This window comes from Rhodopirellula sp. J20-39 (genome assembly GCF_057365095.1).
Genome location: NZ_CP195123.1, coordinates 2,423,747 through 2,444,335 on the forward strand (window position 1 = coordinate 2,423,747; position 20,589 = coordinate 2,444,335).

16 protein-coding genes are annotated in these 20,589 nt (G+C 56.2%); 7 read left to right on the plus strand and 9 right to left on the minus strand.

The features are described from left to right. Window positions 1–11: 11 nt before the first annotated feature. The 4 genes from ACR3ZL_RS08800 to rplU all read right to left on the minus strand — a co-directional run bounded on the left by ACR3ZL_RS08800 (window position 12) and on the right by rplU (window position 5,467). Window positions 12–2,558: a hypothetical protein gene (locus tag ACR3ZL_RS08800; protein WP_473648234.1), complete on the minus strand. Its 2,547-nt coding sequence runs from the start codon at window positions 2,556–2,558 to the stop codon at window positions 12–14. A gap of 408 nt (window positions 2,559–2,966) precedes the next feature. Next, window positions 2,967–3,644 (minus strand): BamJ family beta-barrel-assembly machinery protein, encoded by a 678-nt coding sequence (gene bamJ, locus ACR3ZL_RS08805; RefSeq protein WP_473648232.1) that lies wholly within the window; start codon window positions 3,642–3,644, stop codon window positions 2,967–2,969. Between the two features lie 387 nt (window positions 3,645–4,031). Next, window positions 4,032–5,132 carry a serine/threonine protein kinase gene (locus ACR3ZL_RS08810; RefSeq protein WP_473648231.1) on the minus strand — a complete coding sequence of 367 codons (1,101 nt, stop codon included), beginning with the start codon at window positions 5,130–5,132 and terminating at the stop codon, window positions 4,032–4,034. Between the two features lie 20 nt (window positions 5,133–5,152). Next, window positions 5,153–5,467 (minus strand): 50S ribosomal protein L21, encoded by a 315-nt coding sequence (gene rplU / locus ACR3ZL_RS08815; RefSeq protein ID WP_473648230.1) that lies wholly within the window; start codon window positions 5,465–5,467, stop codon window positions 5,153–5,155. Window positions 5,468–6,204: 737 nt separating this feature from the next. On the opposite strand from rplU, the gene ACR3ZL_RS08820 reads away from it, so the two are divergent. The 3 genes from ACR3ZL_RS08820 to ppnP all read left to right on the plus strand — a co-directional run bounded on the left by ACR3ZL_RS08820 (window position 6,205) and on the right by ppnP (window position 7,711). Then, a complete protein-coding gene (locus ACR3ZL_RS08820; protein ID WP_473648229.1) occupies window positions 6,205–6,588 on the plus strand; it encodes a hypothetical protein in 384 nt (127 codons plus the stop codon). A 203-nt stretch (window positions 6,589–6,791) separates the two neighbouring features. Further along, window positions 6,792–7,373, plus strand: a complete 582-nt coding sequence (pyrE, locus tag ACR3ZL_RS08825; protein ID WP_473648228.1) for an orotate phosphoribosyltransferase — start codon at window positions 6,792–6,794, stop codon at window positions 7,371–7,373. Window positions 7,374–7,432: 59 nt separating this feature from the next. Continuing rightward, window positions 7,433–7,711 (plus strand): pyrimidine/purine nucleoside phosphorylase, encoded by a 279-nt coding sequence (gene ppnP, locus ACR3ZL_RS08830; RefSeq protein WP_473648227.1) that lies wholly within the window; start codon window positions 7,433–7,435, stop codon window positions 7,709–7,711. Window positions 7,712–7,831: 120 nt separating this feature from the next. On the opposite strand, the gene ACR3ZL_RS08835 is transcribed toward ppnP, so the two are convergent. The 3 genes from ACR3ZL_RS08835 to ACR3ZL_RS08845 form a co-directional block, all read right to left on the minus strand. Beyond that, window positions 7,832–8,920 (minus strand): AAA family ATPase, encoded by a 1,089-nt coding sequence (locus ACR3ZL_RS08835; protein WP_473648226.1) that lies wholly within the window; start codon window positions 8,918–8,920, stop codon window positions 7,832–7,834. 162 nt (window positions 8,921–9,082) lie between these two features. Then, window positions 9,083–10,516, minus strand: coding sequence for an HTTM domain-containing protein (locus ACR3ZL_RS08840; protein ID WP_473648225.1), 1,434 nt, complete (start codon window positions 10,514–10,516; stop codon window positions 9,083–9,085). Further along, window positions 10,513–11,490 carry a hypothetical protein gene (locus ACR3ZL_RS08845; protein WP_486173384.1) on the minus strand — a complete coding sequence of 326 codons (978 nt, stop codon included), beginning with the start codon at window positions 11,488–11,490 and terminating at the stop codon, window positions 10,513–10,515. Before ACR3ZL_RS08845 ends, ACR3ZL_RS08840 begins: the two co-directional genes overlap by 4 nt. A 340-nt stretch (window positions 11,491–11,830) precedes the next feature. On the opposite strand from ACR3ZL_RS08845, the gene ACR3ZL_RS08850 reads away from it, so the two are divergent. Together ACR3ZL_RS08850 and ACR3ZL_RS08855 are read left to right on the plus strand one after the other, a co-directional pair. Continuing rightward, entirely contained in the window at window positions 11,831–13,261 is a 1,431-nt protein-coding gene (locus ACR3ZL_RS08850) for a glycerate kinase type-2 family protein (protein ID WP_473648222.1), read from the plus strand. 95 nt (window positions 13,262–13,356) lie between these two features. After that, on the plus strand, window positions 13,357–14,082 hold the full coding sequence (locus ACR3ZL_RS08855; protein WP_473648221.1) for a 3-keto-disaccharide hydrolase: 726 nt from the start codon (window positions 13,357–13,359) through the stop codon (window positions 14,080–14,082). 75 nt (window positions 14,083–14,157) lie between these two features. Here ACR3ZL_RS08855 and ACR3ZL_RS08860 read toward each other — a convergent pair whose 3' ends face one another. Further along, window positions 14,158–16,776, minus strand: coding sequence for a class I SAM-dependent methyltransferase (locus ACR3ZL_RS08860; protein WP_486173385.1), 2,619 nt, complete (start codon window positions 16,774–16,776; stop codon window positions 14,158–14,160). 501 nt (window positions 16,777–17,277) lie between these two features. Between ACR3ZL_RS08860 and ACR3ZL_RS08865 the strand changes: the two genes are divergently transcribed. After that, entirely contained in the window at window positions 17,278–17,994 is a 717-nt protein-coding gene (locus ACR3ZL_RS08865) for a hypothetical protein (RefSeq protein WP_473648218.1), read from the plus strand. A 184-nt stretch (window positions 17,995–18,178) separates the two neighbouring features. Here ACR3ZL_RS08865 and ACR3ZL_RS08870 read toward each other — a convergent pair whose 3' ends face one another. Next, window positions 18,179–19,495, minus strand: a complete 1,317-nt coding sequence (locus tag ACR3ZL_RS08870) for a citrate synthase (protein ID WP_473648217.1) — start codon at window positions 19,493–19,495, stop codon at window positions 18,179–18,181. A gap of 191 nt (window positions 19,496–19,686) precedes the next feature. Between ACR3ZL_RS08870 and ACR3ZL_RS08875 the strand changes: the two genes are divergently transcribed. Continuing rightward, a complete protein-coding gene (locus ACR3ZL_RS08875) occupies window positions 19,687–20,445 on the plus strand; it encodes a response regulator transcription factor (RefSeq protein WP_473648216.1) in 759 nt (252 codons plus the stop codon). Window positions 20,446–20,589 lie beyond the last annotated feature (144 nt).

Sequence of the window (20,589 nt, forward strand, 5' to 3'; positions counted from 1 at the left end):
ATTTTTAACGACTACTCGTCGTTGGCAATGTTCATCTCGAAGCCGGTTCGCTCGTCGACGGATTCATAGAACCCGCGAACGATGTTACGAGCGTCTCCGTTACCAAGCAATTGAGCCATGAACCGTTGTTGCGGTTGGCGGAACTGCTCACGAAGCGTTTCAACGTCCGGTTGAAACTCGGTTGGAGTCACAACGTAGAACACGCTTTGGGGATCGTTGGAGGCGACTGCGTGCTCGCCAACTTGGGACGAGAACACGGCTCGCATGAACTCTTCACCGACCGCATCAAGTTCAGGAACGTTGGCGACAACGGTTTCCATGAACCCTACTTGATCAAGCCAAGAGAATGGGCCGACGCCAGTGATCAGGTTTTCCTTTTGCGATTCCGGTACCACGTCGGCGAGCGTCTTTCCTTCGACCGAAGCGGCTTTCGCCAGTTCCTCGGCAGCGGCACGGGCGAGCGTGCGAGCTTCGCGGGTACGAATCACGTTGATCACTTCGTCGCGGACTTCATCCAGTTCCGGAAGGTACGATTCAACGTCTTCCGTCTTCCACGTGATGTAGGTTACGGCCGCTTCCAGGTCGACGGTCCGCATCGGTGAGTACAGCGCTTGTGGTGGGATCAGCGATCCGTCTTGCATTTGAGCACCGAACAAGATCGCGTTGAACGGAGGTCCACGGCGATTGAAGTTGGCACCAAGCCCGAACGAGGTGCCGGGAGCGATCTCAGCAGCGGTCACGCGGTTGATCAGTTCGTCGGTCTTGCCGTAGCCAAGGCCGAGTTCTTCTGCCATCGCCTTCAGGTCGAGACGTTCCGGAGCGTCTTCTTCGGTTTGCACGCCAACGGAAACATTGCTCTCGTGAACCGCTTTTTCGCTGAAGTAGCGACGCATGCGTTTGTTCGCTTCGGTAACCGCAAGATCCAGTGCCCGGCGAGCTGGTTGCGAAGCCAATTCGGTTGCGATTTGGTCACGAACCTCTTCAAAAGTTTGTGGCTTCGTCGGAGCTGGTTCATCGTCCAGGTCGAGGCTGTCGGATTCCGCTTCGTCGGTTTCGGCTGCTTCTTCCGATGCAGGCTCAGTTGCGGCCGGAGATGTCATTTCCGGTTCACTCGTCTCAGCAGCTTCGGGCGTTTTGTCGCCTTCGGCTTCTTCGGGAGTTTCCTCTGCAGCCTTCTCTTCGGCAGGAGCTTCCTCCGCGGGAGTTTCCTCAGCAGCCATTTCTTCCGAGTCGGCTGTTTGAGCAGGCTCTTCGGATGCTGGTTCTTCTGCAGGAGTTTCTTCCGTTGCTTCTTCAACCGCTTCCTTTGCATCCTTGGCAGCTTCTTCGACTGCTTCGGCCGCGTCTTCAGCGGCTGGGGCTTCTTCGTCTTGGAACATCACCAAGCGAACCGCTGACTGGTCGCCAACGTTCATGGAAGAATCTTCGGTTGCTGGCTCAGCTTCCGCTTCGGTTTCAGTGGTCGTTTCAGTATCGGCTCCGTCAGCCTTGGCTTCTGCTTCAGCGGCTTCGGCCTCCATTTCAGCTTTGTCTTGAGCTGAGGCTTCCTTGATTGCGGCTTCGAGTTGCTTGCTGGCTTCCGCAAGTTCTTCTTCGCCCAACGCCGGTTCGACTGGCAATTGGAAATCTCCACCGGCCAAGCGTCGTTCGTATTCGGCACGAAGTTGTTCTTCGGTGAGTTTCGCCTTTTCGATTTCCAGGAACTTGTTCAAGTCCGCCGAAACGTACTCCACCTTGGCGGAATCGGGGCGACGGAATCGCGGATCCGGCGAAAGGTCGTTGGGGTAATTGATTCGGTTCTTGCCTTCTTCGTAGACCTCTTTGATCTCCGATTGGCTGGGGCTTTCGTTGGTCTTGTCGAGGTACTCGCTGACCAGGACACCGTAGGCATCTACGGAAGCTTGTTGATTGGTCTTCAGGAAGTTTTCCCATTGGCCCAAAGGAGTGACTACAGGGATTTGCCCGTTGGTCAAACCGACAAGTGCGCCGCGTTGGTACAAGTCCGCCAGCAAGTGCATGCGAAGTTGTTCGTAGAGGTGTTGTTGGCCGAGTTGATTGCCGCTGCTTCGCATCAGCAAGGCGATGATTTCGCCATCGGTCATCGTGCCATCGACGTATCGAGCCAGCCAGTTGCGGACGGCAGTGTCATCCAATTCGAAGCCCGCCTTCTTTGCTTCGCTGTAAAAGCGGAGCGTGTTAATGGTGGCTTCTTCGCTTGGATTGGTATCGATCCCGAGTGATCGGATCTGTTGATTTTGTTCGTCGTACTGGAAACCGGGTGTTTGCGGCATGCCGCCCTTGTCCATCGTCTGGGTTGCCAGTTCGCTTAGGAAGCGGACAACCGAGGCGTGGTTTTGGGTGGTGCGTGCAACATGGCCACGGGTCAATTCAACGCCGTCAAACGTTGCGGCCACGGGGTCGGCATTGATCCCGCCTCCTCGTCGCAAATAGGTGTCCAGCGCGGGCAGGACAACGAAGGAAAAAAGTGCCAGCAACGTCAACAAAACCATCAGTGGTTTGAGGTTGCGTCGAAAAATCTCGAACGGACTCGAACTCATCAGAGAAGCCTAAAAACATCCGTGATGCGGCAGCGATCTCAAGGGAGGCTGCTACGGAAAGGGTTGAAAGGGATAGCAAGAAGGGGTCATTACCAAGCCGCAAAGGGTATCGCCGGAGCGATTTTGCGGTCAAGGCGACTTCGGGAAAGCTTGGCGAAGTAGCGAATGTTGGTAAGGCTTTTCAGCCATGACAGGGGCGCGTTGTGTTTGGGGGCAGTCGGTCTTTTTCGGCACGCCCGCGTTTGCGAGCGGTGCTGATTGACGAGCGGTGCTGGATCGATGGGCGGCGGCGGCCGGGTCAGCGGCAACGAGGTCAAGCCCGCGATGGGCTGGGGCTGCTTGTCTGACTGGGCGACCGGTTCGAGCGAGATGCTCAAACCAGGTCGGTAAACCGAGGAGGTCGGGTGCCTACAGAATTTCCAACAACTCAACTTCAAAGACGAGCACTTCGTTGGGGCCGATCTTAGGTGGAGCACCATCGGCGCCGTATGCCATCGCCGGTGGGATGTAGAGCATCCACTTTGATCCGACCTTCATCTTTTGTAGGGCCAACTGCCAGCCTTGGATCACGCGATTGACGGGGAATTGGGCAGGTTCGCCGCGTTGAACGCTGCTGTCGAAGACTTCGCCGTTGGTCAGCTTGCCGGTGTAGTGAACCGAAACGGTGTCTTCGGCACCGGGTGAACTGCCGTCACCTTCGGTGATGACTTTGTATTGGATGCCCTTGTCGAGCGTTTTGACGCCTTCCGCGGTCGCGTTTTGCGTCATCCAGACGTCGCTCTTTTCTTGATTCATGATGGCCTGCTTTTCAACTTCAGCGTTGGCCGCGGCTTGGCGTTTTTGAAGCATGGCTTGGATCTTGCCTTGGACTTCGGTGAGTTCGTCTTGGGTCAGTCCAGGAACCTTGCCAGCGAGTGCGTCGGCGAGTCCTTTTTGCATGCCTTCGGCAGTGAAGTCACCGGCCTCGAAGCCTTGTTGGGCGAAAGATTGTCCAACCGAAAATCCTAGGAAGTAGCCGACGGAGTCGTCGGTGCCGGCTTCATTTTCTTGAGCAGACGCGGATTGAGTCAGCGAGCTATGGGACATGGTAAGACTTGCTAAAAAGGCCAGTGTGAGTGCGGTACGTCGAGTGAAAGACATGCGAAGGTTGTCCTAGGTGGGAATCAAACACCAAGGCGCAAGACTACAAACGCTCGCGAGTACCCTGTGGTGGTTGAGTTGGTGAGCCAGGATAGCACTTTACTGCTGTTTTGCACTCCCCTGTCGTGGGTGGCAACGGCTGCGAGAGCGGGAAAAGCTGAGTTGAGAGGTGCTACAGGCTTGTCGTAGGGATCGCGGGGGACTCTGCCGGGTCGCAGAAGCAAGAATCGCGGGAAGATAGCTGTTTTGTAACCGGCTGCGGTCCCGATACTTTGCGGGGATTGGCCCTTCGAAAGCCTGATCGCCGAGCGTGGCCTGATCGCCGAGTCGGGGCTAAGCCGCTTGAGTGGCCAGCATCGCGATTAGGATCGCAATCACGATGACGGCAAAGATGATGGCGAGCCGCCACATCGGGATGGGCTCGCGAGGGATGCCGCCGAGTCGAGCTTGAATTTGTTTTTCAAGCATCAAGCGTCCCTTTTCTGTTGCCTGGCTGGCACCCACGTCACGCAGAGCACGCGGACCGGTGGGATGGGCTGGGTCTTGTTCGGCGTCTTCGAGTCCGAGCGTTTGGGCAAGGTTGTAGTTCTCGCCGATCTCTAGCATCACGCCTTGGATTGCCCGAGCATTGAACGGTCGATCTTCAGGCGACTTCGCCAAGCACTGGTCGATGATCGCGTCGAGTTCTTTGGGGACATCGCCCACCAACGTGCTGATCAGCGGTGGCTTCGAACGCAGGTGTTGTTCGAACAACTGGGCAAAGTTCTCGCCCAGGAACACCTTGCGACCGCTCAGCATTTCAAACAGGCAGCATCCCAGAGCATACAAATCCGCTTTGCCGGAGATGGACGCGTCGCCCGTGATTTGTTCCGGTGCCATGTAGGCGTGCGTGCCGACGGTCAGGCCTTGGTTGGTTAGGTCCGACGAGTGCAGGTCACGTGCGATGCCAAAGTCGCCGAGTTTGACTTGGGCGTCCCGAGTCAGGAACAGGTTGCCCGGTTTCAAATCGCGGTGGATGACGCTGTGGTTGTGAGCGCACTGTAAAGCGGAGCTGACCTGGCGAGCCACGTCCACGACCATCGGCCATGAAAACGCACCGGTGGATTCGATCAGGTCCTTGATGGTTCCGCCGTCGACCCGTTCCATCACATAGAACAATTGGTCTTCGTGACTTCCGCCGCCGAAGTAGCCGATGATGTTTGGGTGCTGCAGGCGTTCCAGAATGAGCATCTCGCGGCGAAATCTCGCCTGGATCAACTCGTCCGAGCTAACGGACGGGTGCAGCTTTTTGATCGCGATATCTTCGCCGGCTAGAGCCCACGCCGCCGGAGATACCTCTCGGTCGACACGGACTTTGCCGTTATAGATCGTGCCAACGGTCCCCACACCAAGAACTGCGCCCAGTTCAAAATCGGCAAGGTCCAAGTGAGGCATTGGCTACCATTCTACGAGAGTCAAACGCCAGCGATTTCTTCGATACGCACGCGTGTGTTGCTTTGACGGTGCCCAGTTCGTTTCTTGCTGTGCTTACGGCGACGGAACTTCTGGACGTAAATCTTTTTGTCCATCTTAGTTCCCAGAACCGAAGCGTTCACCGAAACGCCGTTTAAAGTGGGCGTGCCGAGCTTGAGCCCGTCGTCGCCACCAACTGCCAAAACGGTACCGAACTGAAGGCTTTCACCTTCAGCAATTTCACGGAAATCAACATCGATTTCCATACCTGGCTCAACGCGGTACTGGCGTCCACCGTCAACAAAGATGGCATACATGGTCAAAAAGAGTGTTCGAGGGATTGAATTGGAAACGGGGAGCCCGACGAGTCGGTCCCAAAGAGTAGCGATCGACTGCTGGAATTGCTAGCCCTACGGTTAACCGTCTGAATCGGAAAAAACGGAATCGAGCTGTCAAAACAACCCCCGCATCTTCGCCATTCTTACATGCATTGCGCCAAAGCGGTGCAAACACTTACTCGGGCATGCAATTGAACTGAACAAATATACCGGCAAGGTAGAGGGGGTGTGGCCGCCAAGGTCATTCGCGTTGCCGGGTACTCCAATGGTTTCAAACTAGCTGGTTCCCGATGAATTCCTCTGCAAAATCGACTGTTTGCCCCACAAATTCTGTGCTTGGGGTGTCCTTGGATGCTCCTTCCAAACCGGGCTCACATCAAAATCGTCGATTGCGGGTAACTAACCGCTCGTCATGGCCGGAAGTTCCGTCTGGCCGGATGATGACGCCGCTGGAAATTCACTACTTAAAAGAATATGCACTGAGAGAATTCAGTCTGAAGGAGTCTGGCACCGGAGAGTCAGACTCTAGGATCGGTGAATCAGGGGTGAGTCCACGTGTCGGAGGTGGGCTCATCCCTGATGCCGACTTAGTTTCGGAGTCGGCAGCCCCGCTAGACTCGCATTCAGTCTCGCCGGTTGCACCCTCGTCGTCGTCCTTGTCTCCGGCCGAATGTTTGCCTGTGAAAAAACGCCAGCCGAATCGGATATCGGTCTCCTTGGTACATCCCTGCACGGTGTATCGGTTGGGGCTGCATTACCTGTGGTCGACTTCGACGGTGATTCAGGTTCGGGAAGTCGTGGCCAGTGGGGCGGAGTTGGGGGCAATTGGTTCAGTGTCTGGGGCCCGAGTGGGCTTGTTCGGGATGGCTTCAAGCGTTCCGGTGCCGACGATGTTTAGGGAGTTATCGTTGTTGGTCGCCCGACACCCTTTCACGAAGTGGGTGCTATTGGCGAGTCAGTTGCCCGAGTCCTGTCGATCAGCGGCGGCTTCGGTGGGCGCGAAAGGTTATGTCGACGAAGCACTCAATGCGGAACAGTTCGAAGCGATGATCCAAGAAGTGGACGCCGGCCACGCATTTGGCCTGCCTCTTAGCCCTTAGCCCTTAGCCCTTAGCCCTTAGCCCTTAGCCCTTAGCCCTTAGTCCTGTGGTCCTGTGGTCCTGTGGCCCTGTGGCCCTGCCCCTCCGCCCGGAAAGTAACCGGCTGCCGGGTGCCTGAACTGACCGGTTTGTGATATTAAAACGGGGCGTCGTTTGACGACATCGTCCTCCCCCATTAGTTCGCATTTTCGCGAGTACCTGCCATGACTGCTTCGGCTGACCGAACGCCTTTAATTGAATTGATGGAGCGTGAAGCTCTTCAACGCGGAACCTTCACTCTCGCCAGTGGAAAGACAGCGAACTACTACCTGGATTGCCGCCGCGTGACGCTACACCCCAAGGGTGCCGGCTTGGTTGGGCGAGCGATGCTGGACTTCATTTCCACCAATGCAGCTAATGCAGGAATCCCTGACGCCGTCGGTGGGATGGCAATTGGTGCCGATCCGATCACGGCGTCGATCGTCACGCTGGCTGGCATGGAAGACATTGAATTGTCAGGGTTCATGGTCCGCAAAGAACCCAAGGGCCACGGCATGGGACAACAGGTCGAAGGCCCTGTTACCGCTGGACAAAATGTTGTGATCGTCGAAGACGTGATCACCAGCGGTGGCAGTGCAATCAAGGCTGTCGAGGCTGCTCAGGCATTCGGGCTGAACGTGCTTTATGTGCTGGCCATCATCGACCGTTTGGCCGGGGGCGAGGCTGCGTTTGCCGAAAAGGGACTGAAGCTTCACACCCTGACCACGATTCGCGATTTTGGTATCGAGCCTGAGTCGGGCGAGTAAGATCGCTTCGACTTTGAATCTCAATCCATACACCTTTACAAAACCCTGCAGGCATATCCATGCAAGTGAATGAATATTTCGACGGTAAAGTCAAATCAATTGGATTCGAAAACTCCGAAGGTCGCGTTACATCCGGCGTGATGGCGGTCGGCGAATACGAATTCGGTACCAGTGAGCACGAATTGATGAAGGTCGTCAGCGGCGCGATTGCCGCCAAGTTGCCTGGTAGTGATTCGTTTGAAACTTTCGCGACTGGCCAACAGTTTGAAGTCGAAGCAAACGTCAAGTTTCAGGTTCAAATCAAAGAGCCGACCGCGTACTTGTGCTTCTATAGCTAAGCCGGCTTAGCCCTAACGTTGCCGGCCGATGCGTCGCGCCGGCAACCGTTTCTCTTTAGCGATCAACGTTGTCACTGCACTCGTATTGAGTGCGGGTTTTTCAGTGTAAGAGCCGGCATTTTAGAGAATGCTGGCCGGTGCAACGGCGTGTTCTTTAATCAGGCGACTGATCAGGTCTTGCACCTCAACGCCATCCGCTTCGGCAGCGAACGTTGGCACGATGCGGTGGCGCAGCACTGGCAAGGCGAGTGCCAGCACGTCATCGATCGACACGTGAGTGCGGCCGTACAGCAGTGCTCGGGCTTTCGCCGCCAGGACCAGTTGTTGGCTGGCTCGCGGGCCAGGTCCCCACTGGATCCATTCACGCACCCAGTCTTTGGCTTCGGGTTGGTTGGGGCGAGCGTCTCGCACCAAGTCGATCACCCATTCTTTGACGTGTGGTGGCAGAGGAACGCGGCGGACGAGCGATTGGAACTGCACGATTTGCTCGCCAGTCACCACGTGCTGCACGTCGAGCGGTTGGCCTGAGGTTGTCCGGTCGATGATTTCGGACTCTTCATCCCGGCTGGGGTAAGAGACAACGACATGAAACAGGAACCGGTCTCGTTGGGCTTCGGGCAGCGGGTAGGTGCCTTCTTGTTCAATGGGGTTTTGGGTTGCGAGTACAAAGAACGGTTCGGCGAGCGGGAAGGTTTGGCCGCCGGCGGTGACCTCGTGTTCCTGCATCGCTTCTAGCAGTGCCGCTTGTGTCTTGGGCGGCGTACGGTTGATCTCATCGGCCAACAGCATCTGCGTGAAGATTGGTCCTTTGCGGAAGACCATTTCCCGGCGACCGGTTTCGTGGTCCTCTTGGATGATGTCGGTGCCCGTAATGTCGCCCGGCATCAAGTCCGGCGTGAATTGGATGCGGCGAAAGTCCAGGCTCATTGACGATGCCAGTGTTCGCACCATCAATGTCTTCGCTAAACCAGGAACCCCTTCCAAAAGACAATGACCGCGAGCGAGGATCGCGATTAGTAGCTGCTCCACGACTTCGTCTTGGCCGACGACGACGCGGCTAACTTGTTGCTTGACTTGATTGATGCTTTGGATCAAAGCGGCGGCGGCTTCCACATCGCTGGCAAGAGCGGCTTCGTCGTTTGGATTATTGCCAGGATTGAGTGCAGCGTTGTTGCTGGATTCGTTGGGAAGTGGGGGAGGCGTTACCATGCAAACAACTCATCTAGCGGAGGGGCCAAGTCAGGCGAACGCAGGTGGGGAAGCAGGCGATCGCGCGGAAGGGGCTTGTCACTATATCAGCGAACCCATACCTGCAGCAAAGCCTACGAGGGAACTGCCTCGCCAAAACGGAAACTAGCTTGTTTCCACGGATCAGCTGTTGCCGCCATCGGGGTTCAAAAAATCAGGGTCGGATAGGTTTAGATCGATCCCCGACTCGCCATCTTGTAACCGGTCGCTGGCGTCGTCGTCTAAGTGATCGAGTTGGCTATCGGCGGCGGTGAGGGTGCCGTCTTGCAACTTTTGACGTAGTTTGGCTTTCGTTGCCCGAATTCTCTCGTTGCGTTCTTCCACCTTGGCTTCACGCCGTTTTAGTTTGACGTAGCGTTTCTTGAACGCGACCTCGGCCTTTTCGAGGTTCGCAATTCGTTGTAGCTCTTCTTCGCTCGGTTGCGACGAACTGGAACCCGAGACGCCGGTGCTGCCTGAGACTCCGGTGCTGCCCGAGACTCCGCTTGCAGCGGTGCGGTGCGGAAGTTGGCCAGTGGCCTGCGTTGCGGACTGTAGATCCGGTTTCAGCCCACGCCATTTTCGAAAAATCCAAGGGCTCAAGAAAATGCCGTTGGCGGCGATCATCATCAGTCCAAAGGTTGCCATGCCAAGAAACAAGGCGATCCCGCCGTGCACCGCGACGGCCATCGCGATCGTGAGCGGACGTGTTAGCTTGGGCCAAATCAATGCACAGTAAAAGATTTCCCAGAACAGGGTGATGTGGGTCAGCCCGGTGAAGAAGGTCGGGTATTCCGATAGGAACGTGACGTCGATGGACTGGTATTCGTAGTTGCCGATGGCATACCAGAACGCGGTACCATCCCACCACAATTGGCCGCGGCCTTTAGCGAGTCCGCCGAACAAATAGATCACGCAAAGGTGCAGCTGCAACATGCGTGTCGCCACGTTGGCGGCGGTGCTTGGCACGTCGGCCGGGAACAGCCAACTGGATGACTCACCGGTTGATTTGTCAGTTGCTTTGCTGCTTTTTTCGTTGTTGTTTAACTTGCGAGCTTCATCGCGGCGTTGTCGCAACCAAGCGTCGACTGAAAAGACGGCACCGCAAGGCGTGAACGCCAAGTACATCGCACAGTACGTGACAATTTGGTCCAGCCCGAACAGGCTACCTAGCAAACGATGCAAGATCATCAGTTGCAGGAACCACGCCAGCGGCCCACTGATCCGGGTTAGAAACCCGACCATGAAAGCGGCCGACGCAACGATCGCAAGAATGTGGTGCAGCCAAATGAACATCGGGCTGTCGATGTACCACAAGTACGACCATGCGGCAGTGGATTCGCCAAAGGTTCCATTGTGAAGGGCGCGAGCGGTTTCGTTGTTGATCCAGGCTTCGGTTCCGAGGAACGAACTTAGGTCAATCGCGAGAACCAAGTGCGAGTACAGCAGCATCGCTCCGGTCAAGATTCGCAGCACGGCGAGCGTGTCGACGTGGCGGGGTGTGAACCAAAACCAGTCCCAAGCATCGACGAGTGCATCGACACCCTGACCGAGTTGTTCTTTGATGGCAGCGATCATGAGGTCACCTCGCTGGTCGCTGTGACGCCCGACTCTTCGTTGACGTCTGGTTTTTCGGTAACGTCTGATTTTTCAGTGTCTGTCTCTGCCTCGTCGATTTCTTCCGTTACTTCTTCTTGTGTGGCGTCGTTGGGTTGGCGATCCTGGTTCACCTTTTCGCCATCCGGCACGGGAACCGGTTCGCTAGCCTCGGGATCAGGTTGCGCCAATCCGGGTTGCGGCAATGCTTGAGGCCGCGCGCCGAGGAGTGTGTCCAAAGTGATCGGAATGTCGTTGAGTGGGATGTAGGTGGATGGATCGTTCAGCGCATTGCCAGCGGTGGAGAAGCCAACGAAGTCTGGGATGACATGTTCGACCCGCTCGATGCGAACTGGCTGTCCGCCCTCTTCGGCTGCGACATGCTGGATCATCGAATTGAGAATCTGTTCGTATCGCTGTCGGCCTAAACGCCATGCTTGCAGTTCGCTGGCTGACAAATCGGGGCCCACCAAGGTCGCGGCTTCGGGTGGCAAGGCCGGTTGGTAGGCATCATGCAAGAACTCGGCCAGCATAAAGTGCCGGTGATACAAAAGTCGTGGCCACTGGTCGTCCAGGTTCGGTACCCGCCGCGTAGGCGTGTTGGTTGCAATAGGTGGTTGCGTTGGAGTTTCGCCGGAATCCGTTGACGCTTCGCTGGAATCGATTGACGCGTCGCGGGGGCTATCCCCAACGGTGACGTCAAAGAGGTGGCTCGGGCCAGGATCGGGAGCGAAAAATGCGTAGCCTCGATCCAGGTACAGCATTTGAGAATAGACGGCCAGGGAATTCATGATCGAAGCGACCGAAGGCGAGAGCCCGCGGACACCGCGGCACTGAAATGCTAAGGGCGGAGCGATCACGGCGGCCATATGAGCGGCGATCAGCAGGCTGGCAATCAGCCGTCCGCGTCGGTTCGGCGCGGCGGGTTCAACGGTGGGGGCGTTGGTGGCGGACACGTTGGACCAGAATGTGGGGATGGAGAACGAATAAGCGATGCGGCGATAACGCAATCTGCGGTCGGCGAAACGTGGCTGAGGAATTGGGGCGACCGGGAATGCCGGAGCAATTGCCCTCAAGAATCAACCCATTGTTGTGATCGAGAGCGTTTTCCTCGTTCGTTTCACGAATCGCCCGATGGGCCGGCTTGTGGCCGTGCCGGGCGAAACGTCACCGGAATAATCATCGCATGCAACAAAATAGTCGGTCCCTCAAATATGTATAGTATCGCTCGAGCGGCCCGCGAATGGCCGCGGAAGCTAGACCGTCCCTTTCCGACCGACTGCCAGACCTGCATTCATGCCAAATCAACTGACAATACACGCTCAGGCCATTTTTGGTGCCGCCGTGGACTCGGTCCGAGGCGAAGCTTTGATGCGAGAAAATGTGAGTTTTGATGCTGATGCCATTCGAATCGGCGACCAAATGGTCCAGCGATCGGATGTGGATCGGATTGTTTTGGTCGGAGCCGGGAAGGCGTCCGGGGCGATGGCGATCGGCATGATCGAGCGATATCAAGCCGATCGAACGGAGTGGATGTCCTCAGGCGGTCTCCCCAATCGCTCAGACGCGAATCCCGATCTGGAGTGGATTGGTCATGTGAACGTGCCTGCGGGATGCGATTCTGTTCCTGAAAATCTGGATTGGCCTGACGGTGTGAAGCTGCACGCAGCCCGGCCGATGGGCGTCAACGAGCCGACGCCAGCGGCGATCCAGGGGACCGATCGGATTCTTGAATTGGTCCGCAACGCGGGGCCGCGTGACTTGGTCGTCGTGCTGATTTCTGGCGGAGGTAGCGCTTTACTTGTTCGACCCGCTGGGAACCTGTCGCTGGACAACCTGTTGACCGTAATTCGGCATCTCAGCTCCGGTGGTGCGGACATTACGGAACTGAACACCGTTCGCAAGCACCTCAGTGCGGTCAAGGGTGGCCGGCTGGCACTGGCGTGCCAGGCGGCACCGATGATCTCTCTAATTTTGTCGGATGTGTTGGGCGATCCGCTGGACTTGATCGCGTCCGGCCCCACTGTGCCGGACACGTCAACCGTGACCGACGCACTGAACTTGCTGAAGAAATTTGATCCCGATCAAACGTTGCCTGCGTCGGTTTACGAACACCTGCATGGTGAAAGCGAAAGCTCCGGTTGCCAAGACACGCTGACTGAAAAGGCCGTGACGTTGGTTTTGGGCAATAACGCGGTCGCTGTGGATGCCGGCGGGATCCGAGCCGAATCGCTCGGTTACAACCACATCATGCAGTGTGCGCGATCGAGTGAAGGGACGGCGGAATCTGTTGGGCAGCATCTAGCCGATATGGCTGTGGCGATGCTACGCAGCGATCCGCAACAGCACCGCCACGATGCTTTAATTACAGGAGGAGAACCGGTGGTGCATCTCGCCGAAGCCGGGACTCGTGGGCGTGGCGGCCGGAACCAGCAACTGGTGCTTGCCGCTTACGCACATTTGCTGACGATGGACTTGACCGATCAAGAATGGGATCAGCTGGCGATCTTGTCCGGCGGGACGGACGGGGAAGACGGCCCTACCGATGCGGCTGGGGCGTGGGTTGATGGGCAAGTTCACGCGGCGGCGAAAGAGTTGCGGCTGGATCCCCAGGACTATCTCGATCGCAACGATGCATACTCCTTTTTCGAGCAAACAGGGGGGCTGCTGATGACCGGGCCCACCGGCACTAATGTTTGCGACGTGCGAGTGGCATTGGTCAGTTGAAGCGGCGTATTAAGACTTCGCTGGGAAGTATTCAGTTGCCAAAATTTCCTGCTAAACTAGCCACCCCGCATTAGCCCTTCCCTCCTGGAACAACCATGAACGCCACGCCACGAATCCTTCGTACGCTTTTCCTGTTGTCTGTATCTCTGCTTTGCACGGTTCCCGCCAATGCGGATAAGCCAGTCGCCTCACTTCAGGGTGGCGAAGTGAAGGTCTTGTTCGACGGGAAATCTCTGGACGGATGGCGTGGTCGCGAGGACCTTTGGTCGGTTGAAGATGGCATGATCGTGGGCCGGACTAGCAAGGACGATCCGATCAAGCAAAACACATTTTTGATCTTAGATGAGCCAACCGAAGGCGATTTCGAGTTGACGCTGCAGTTCAAAATCGAAAGTGGTAATTCCGGAATTCAGTACCGCAGTGAAGTGGTCGACGAAGAGAAGTTCATCGTCAAAGGCTATCAAGCGGACATCGACACCACCAACAAATTCGCAGGCATCCTGTACGAAGAACGAGGACGCGGAATCCTTTGCAAGCGGGGCCAGCACGTCACGATCAAGGAAGATGGCACCAAGGAAGTTGAGACGTTCGCGCCGCATGAAGAGATGGCCGCAACCATTCATTCGGGCGAATGGAATGACTACCGCATCGTTGCTCGCGGTGGCCAACTTGAGCAGTTCATCAACGAAACCATGATGGTCAAGATCAACGACATGGAAACCGGCAAGGCTCGCGACGCTGGCGTGATTGCATTGCAACTTCACCAGGGCCCACCGATGGTCGTTCGCTACAAGAACCTCACGCTACGCACCTACCGTTAGCATTGATGGTCGCTCTGTGCGTTGATGGTGGCTTTGGCAACTGTGCGTACAGCAGCGAGCGCGGTTGCCGAAAACTTACTTCACGATTCGCCAGCATCGGTGGATGCGGCGATTGCGGTAATCTTCCGGGACGGTCTGGCTTGAGATCTCGCGGACTTCCGCGGCCGCTAATGCATCGGCGTCCATCTTGAAGCGGCGGAAGTTGGTCGAGAAAAAGATCACGCCGCCTGGCTTCACCAATTTCATCACATCCAACAACAGCGGAATGGCATCGGTTTGCACGTTCCAGTCTTGGTCGGTCCGCTTGGAATTGGAAAACGTTGGCGGATCGCAAACCACGAGGTCATAGATCTCGCCCGGTTTGTGCCGGCGGATGAACTCGCTGATATCCATCGTGACGAATTGATGCTGCGGACCATCGAGCTTGTTGGCTTGCAGGTTTTCTTGAGCCCACTGGGAATAGTTCGCCGACAGGTCGACGCTTGTCGTCGAAGCGGCACCACCGCTGGCGGCGTAGGTCGTGAACGAACCGGTGTAGGAAAACAGGTTCAGGAAATTTTTTCCGGCGGCTTGATCACGCACCATCGAACGCGTGACGCGGTGATCTAAAAACAAACCGGTATCGACATAGTCGGCCAGGTTGACCAAGAAGGTCAAACCGCCCTCTTGGACTGGGATCCGCTGTTCGGTTTCGTCGACCTTTTGGTGCTGGGTTTTTCCGCGTTGGCGAATCCGTTTCTTCAGGTAAACGTTTTGCTTGGGCACATTGAGAGCCTCGCCGGCGGTGCGGGCCATCAGGTCGAGCCAGTTGGCATGTTGGGCGGGATCGCGATCGTGCGGTCGCTCAAACTCGCTCAGGTGCAGATGGTTTTCATACTGATCAACCACCAGCGGGATTTCCGGTACGTCTCGCTCGTACAACCGGAAACAGGTGATGCCGCGTTTGGTGGGCCAGCGGCGGAGGTGTTTGGCTCGCTTTTTAAGTCGGGTTGCAAACAGTTCCGCTTGATGTTGAGCCTTGTCGGTCAACGCTCCGAATGCGGCCTCGCCAACGGCGTGTATGTACTGTGCCGGTTGCGGCGCAGCCTTCGGTTGCGGGACCGGGGCGCTGGCTATTTCTGTACTGGCTGTGTCAGCGTTGGGCGTGTCTGTGCTGGATTCGCTGCTGCTGTTGCTCCCGCCGGTTTCGGTTGGGGTGGCATCGGTCGCGTTAGCACTTGTTTCACTGGAGTTCGTGATATTTGCCGCCGCCTTCGCCCAAGGGGAATTGGGAGCGGGCGGTTCGGTTGTGACCGCTCTGCTTGCGATAGCTTCGCTAGAAGGTCTTTCGCTGGACGATTTCTCGCGGGGAGTTGCCTCGCTGGAAACTGGCTCGATTTGAGCTTCTTCAGCAGTCTGGACCGGCGGTACAGATGCAGATGGTGTCACTTCGATCGGTTCAGCGGCCGGCGGCGTCACCGTGATTGGCGGTGTCGAGAATGGTTCAGACGCGGCTAAGTCCGGCGTGTTTGCTTCCGAGGTTGCTGCTTCTGGATCTTTTACGACCGGGGCCGATGCGACCGGTTTGGGGCCTTGGAATTGGAAGTAGGTGCATTCGATACGCCCGTTGTATAGTTTCCGCCGACGGTCTGCTTTGCGGCCGAATGAGTTTTCGAAGCCGCCAAATGCCGTTAGGAAATAGAACGACCAAGTCGGCAGGTGACGCAAAACTTGCGGGAGCGACGCATACAGTTCTTCAATTTCCCAGTCTCGTCCCAACCGCATCCCGTAAGGTGGGTTGGTGATCAAGCAACCGAAGCGACGTTTGCTTTGTAAGTCCCGAACGTCGCCTGGTTCGAAATGAACGTCGGCGGCGACGCCGGCGCGTTCGGCGTTGTCTCGGGCGGCACGCAAGATACGCGGATCAATATCGGTCCCCAGCAATCGTTGCGGCAGCGGTTCCAGCACGCCTTGCAGTGCTTCGCTGCGTAGACTGAAAAGAATCTCGGGCGAAACGTCCGGCCAGGCTTCGAATGCAAAGTTTCGGTTTTGGCCCGGGGCGATATTGCGGCCCATCATCGCGGCTTCGATTGGGATCGTGCCACTGCCACAAAACGGATCCAAGAGCGGGCGATCGCGACGCCAATACGAAAGACTAACCATCGCCGCGGCCAGTGTTTCCTTTAGCGGCGCCGATGAAATATCCGTGCGGTAGCCGCGGCGGTGCAGGCTGCGACCGGTTGTGTCCAGTGTAAGCGTGGCGACATCTTTTAAAATTGCGATGTCGACTTTGACTTGCGATCCCGTTTCGGGAAGCTCGGTTGTCGCGTGATCGCGTTGCAGGGCATCAACAACGGCTCGCTTGACCGCCCGCTGGCACGCCGGAACGCTGGTCAAAGTCGATTTGACGCTGCGACCGGTGACGGGAAATTCGCCATCGACTGGGATCCATTGTCCCCACGAAATGGCTTTGGTCGTTTCGAACAATGCGTCGAAATCGGCGGCGGGGAATTCAGCGATACGGACCAGGACTCGGTCGGCACAACGCAGCCACAAGTTCGCCTTGGCGATGGTTGTAAAGTCGCCTTGGAAATGCACTCGGCCGGATTCGCCGATCGTGGCTTCGATCCCCAGGGCCGCGAGTTCGCGTTTGACGATCGCTTCGAGTCCGAAGGCGCAAGCCGCGATGAGGTCGTACGGCGGATTGGCAGGCATCGAGGGTCTCAATTGAAAACAAGAACAACTGGCCAAGCAGGGGGGTAGCTTGAACAGGTGAAGGAAGTGGCTTTCGACCGTTGGAGGCCAGCCTTTTGGCTAACACAAAGTAGGTCGTCGCAGGAATCAGGCTGCCGCTCGGGCACCCAGCGGACGCTTCAGACCGCTTGGCAACCCAAGTGAATCAGGGAAGCCAAGGGTAGCAAAGCGAGGGAATCGACGCAAAGACACTGCTGAGAGCCCCCGGTGGTCGCCATCCCAGTGATCGTCGCAGTTAATATAGTCAGGCGGCTGGAATCCGATACGTGGAGTCTCGCACTTAGGTATAAATGTCACCTGCGTACTGACCGGGTGTCGTCTTAGGCACCCGAACGGAACTGAATCGACATCGCTGGACCCAATCGGTCGAGCAGTCGGAAAGATCAGCCGCCAGTGCACCTGCCCGTTTGCATTTTCAATTTTGCATTCCCAATCTCCCCTCCCCACTTTTGAATGGTATCCATGCGTTCGAAACACTTTCGCATTTTCGCCCCACTGGTTTCCACCTTCGCCGCGGTTCCGCTGGCAGGCATTCTCGGATTTGCCCCGGTTGCTTTCGCTGACGAGGCGGCGACTTCCGAAGCTCAGTATCCCGTTGTTTTCGAAGAAGATTTCGAGAACGGCACCGAGCGGTGGGAAATCGTCGACCCAAAATCATGGGCGATCCAAGAACACGGTCTCGGTAAAAGCCTCGCAATCACCCAGCGGGAAAGTGAGTACTCACCGAAGGTACGCAGTCCACTGCACATCGCATTGATTAAAGATGTCGAGCTAGAAAGCTTCGTGCTGACGTTCAAGGTTAAGAGCACGAAAAACACAGGCAACCATCGGGATTGTTGTGTGTTTTTCAATTACCAAGATCCAAGCCATTTCTATTACATTCACACGGGGGCGAAGCCTGACCCGCACAGCGGCCAAATCTTTATCGTCAACGACGAGCCACGTTTAGCGTTGACCAAGAACGAGAAAAAGGTGCCTTGGTCAGACGATTGGCATGACGTCAAAGTGGTGCGTGACTTCGACCACGGTTCGATCGATCTGTATTTCGATGACATGACAACACCCTTCCTTTCCACGCACGATAAGACGTTTGGAAAGGGGCGGATCGGTATTGGGTCGTTCGATGATATGGACGCGTTCGACCAAATTGAGTTGCGCCGCGGTGCACCGTCACACTGATCGTCTTCGCGCATTGATCGTGTTGGTGCACTGATTGCCTTGACGCACCGATCGCATTCGTTCGCATCGCTTACGAAATAGGGCCGGTCTCCGAGAGACCGGCCCTATTTCACGTCTAATTTCCAAGCGGCACGTTTCCATGGTGAGACGTGCCGTTTTTTTGTGTCCGTGGCTAGCGACGTGGTTAGCGAGCTTCCACGGGAACCACGTCTCGTTCAGTGCAACCGGTGTAAAGCTGACGAGGACGGTTGATTCGGAACGCTGGGTTTGCGTGCATTTCACGCCAGTGAGCGATCCATCCAGGCAAGCGTCCGATCGCGAACAGCACTGTGAACATTTGGACGGGGATGCCCAACGCTCGGTAGATCACGCCGGAATAGAAGTCGACGTTGGGGTAAAGTTGACGTTCGATGAAGTACTCGTCTTTCAGAGCGACTTCTTCCAGCTTTTGGGCGACTTCGAACAATGGGTCGTCCAGGTTCAGCTTGGCGAGCAACTTGTCGCAGCACGCTCGGATGATGGTCGCTCGCGGGTCAAAGTTCTTGTAAACCCGGTGACCGAAGCCCATAAGACGGAAATTGTTTTCCTTGTCTTTGGCCATGTCGACATACTTCTTGACGTTGCCGCCGTCCTGAGCAATTTGCTCAAGCATGTTCACACAGGCTTCGTTGGCTCCGCCGTGCAGAGGACCCCACAGAGCACTGATGCCAGCACTGATCGAAGCGAACAGGTTGGCGTTACTGCTGCCGACCATTCGCACGGTCGAGGTGCTGCAGTTTTGTTCGTGGTCCGCGTGCACGATGAACAGCAAGTTCAACGCTTCAGCGAAATCGGGATCAACTTCGTAGTCCGCCGCTGGGGTCGCGAACATCATGTGAAGGAAATTGTCACAGTAACCCAGGTCATTCTTGGGGTACATGAACGGTTGGCCGATCGACTTCTTGTAAGCGTAAGCTGCGATCGTGGGCAACTTGGCTAGCAAACGGTAGATCGAAATTTCAACTTGCCGGTGGTCCGTAATATCAAGCGAGTCTTGATAGAACGTCGACAACGCGCCGACCACGCTGCTGAGGATGGCCATTGGGTGAGCATCACGTGGGAAGCCGTTGTAGAACGACTTCATGTCCTCGTGGATCATCGTGTGTTCGCGGATGCCCGAGCGGAAGGTTTCAATTTCCTTCGCCGACGGCAATTCACCGTACATCAACAGGTAAGCGGTTTCGATGAAGTCGCAATTTGCGGCGAGTTGTTCGATGGGATATCCGCGGTACCGCAGGATCCCTTTTTCGCCGTCCAGGAATGTGACCGCACTTCGGGTGCTTCCCGTGTTTACAAACCCTTCGTCGAGCGTAATCAGATTCGTTTGCGAACGCAGACGACTGATATCTAAGCCGCGTTCACCTTCCGTGCCTTCGAGGAGGGGTAAGTCACACGATTCGCTACCCCACTGGACGCGGGCCGTATCGACTTGTTGCAATTCTAAATTGGCAGAGGGCTTCATGATTGATGCAAATGCAGCGGGTCAGAGAGGCGGGAAATGGAGACTTCGTTGTGGGGTCCGCCTAGTGTAGCCCTGTGGCATCCGAGGGGCAATCTGTGGCGAATCGTTGCACTGCAGAAGACCGTTCCGTTGGTCCGGTTGGCGCGGTAACCTACTTAATTCCTGCTTTTCGGTCCTGAGAAACAAATTAAATGCGAGCGCATATTCTGGTCGTCGAGGATGAACAGCATCTCGGCGTCGGTATCAAGTACAACCTCGAGGCGGAGGGCTACCGCGTCTCGCTGGTCGAAGATGGCCCCTCAGCACTGAAGCTGATCGACCATTCGCCGCAAAGCATCGATCTGATGATTCTGGATTTGATGCTGCCTGGCATGAGCGGGTACTCGGTTTGTCAACGAGTCCGCAGCGAAGGGCTGGCACTGCCGATTTTAATGCTGTCAGCTCGAACATTGCCGGAAGATCGCACGCGTGGTTTCGACGTCGGCGCGAATCAGTACATGAACAAGCCGTTCGAATTGGACGAGTTGCTCAGCCGAGTGAAAAACTTACTGCAAATTTCACAACAAACCGGCCAGCATCTGCACGGCGGCAATTCGTCGGCCAATGCGAAGACCAATCTGAGTTCTCAGTCGGTCGATTCGATTGAGTTTGGCCACGTGTCAGTCGATTTTCAAACTCACCAGGTTTTCGTCGATGGGAAGTCCGTCCGGATGACTCCCAAGGAATTGCGATTATTGCGTTATTTTGTCGAGAATCCGGAGCGAGTAATCAGTCGTTCGGAATTGCTGGTCAACGTTTGGGAAACATCGGGCAACATGCAAACGCGGGCTGTCGATCAGTTTATCGCTAGGTTGCGTAAGACGATCGAACCGGCACCCGCCGAACCCGTGCACCTGCTGACGTTGCGTGACGCTGGGTATCGTTTTGTGTTGAATCCAGATTCGCCCTGAAGATGCATTCCATCGGAAATCGGATCCGGTTGGAAACATGGGGCATGCTGACGCCGTATGATGACGCTTCGCTAAAGTTTTTCGGGTTCCGTCGTTAAGTCGGAGCCCGTTCGTTTTTTGGGAACCGATCGGATCCTTTCGCAA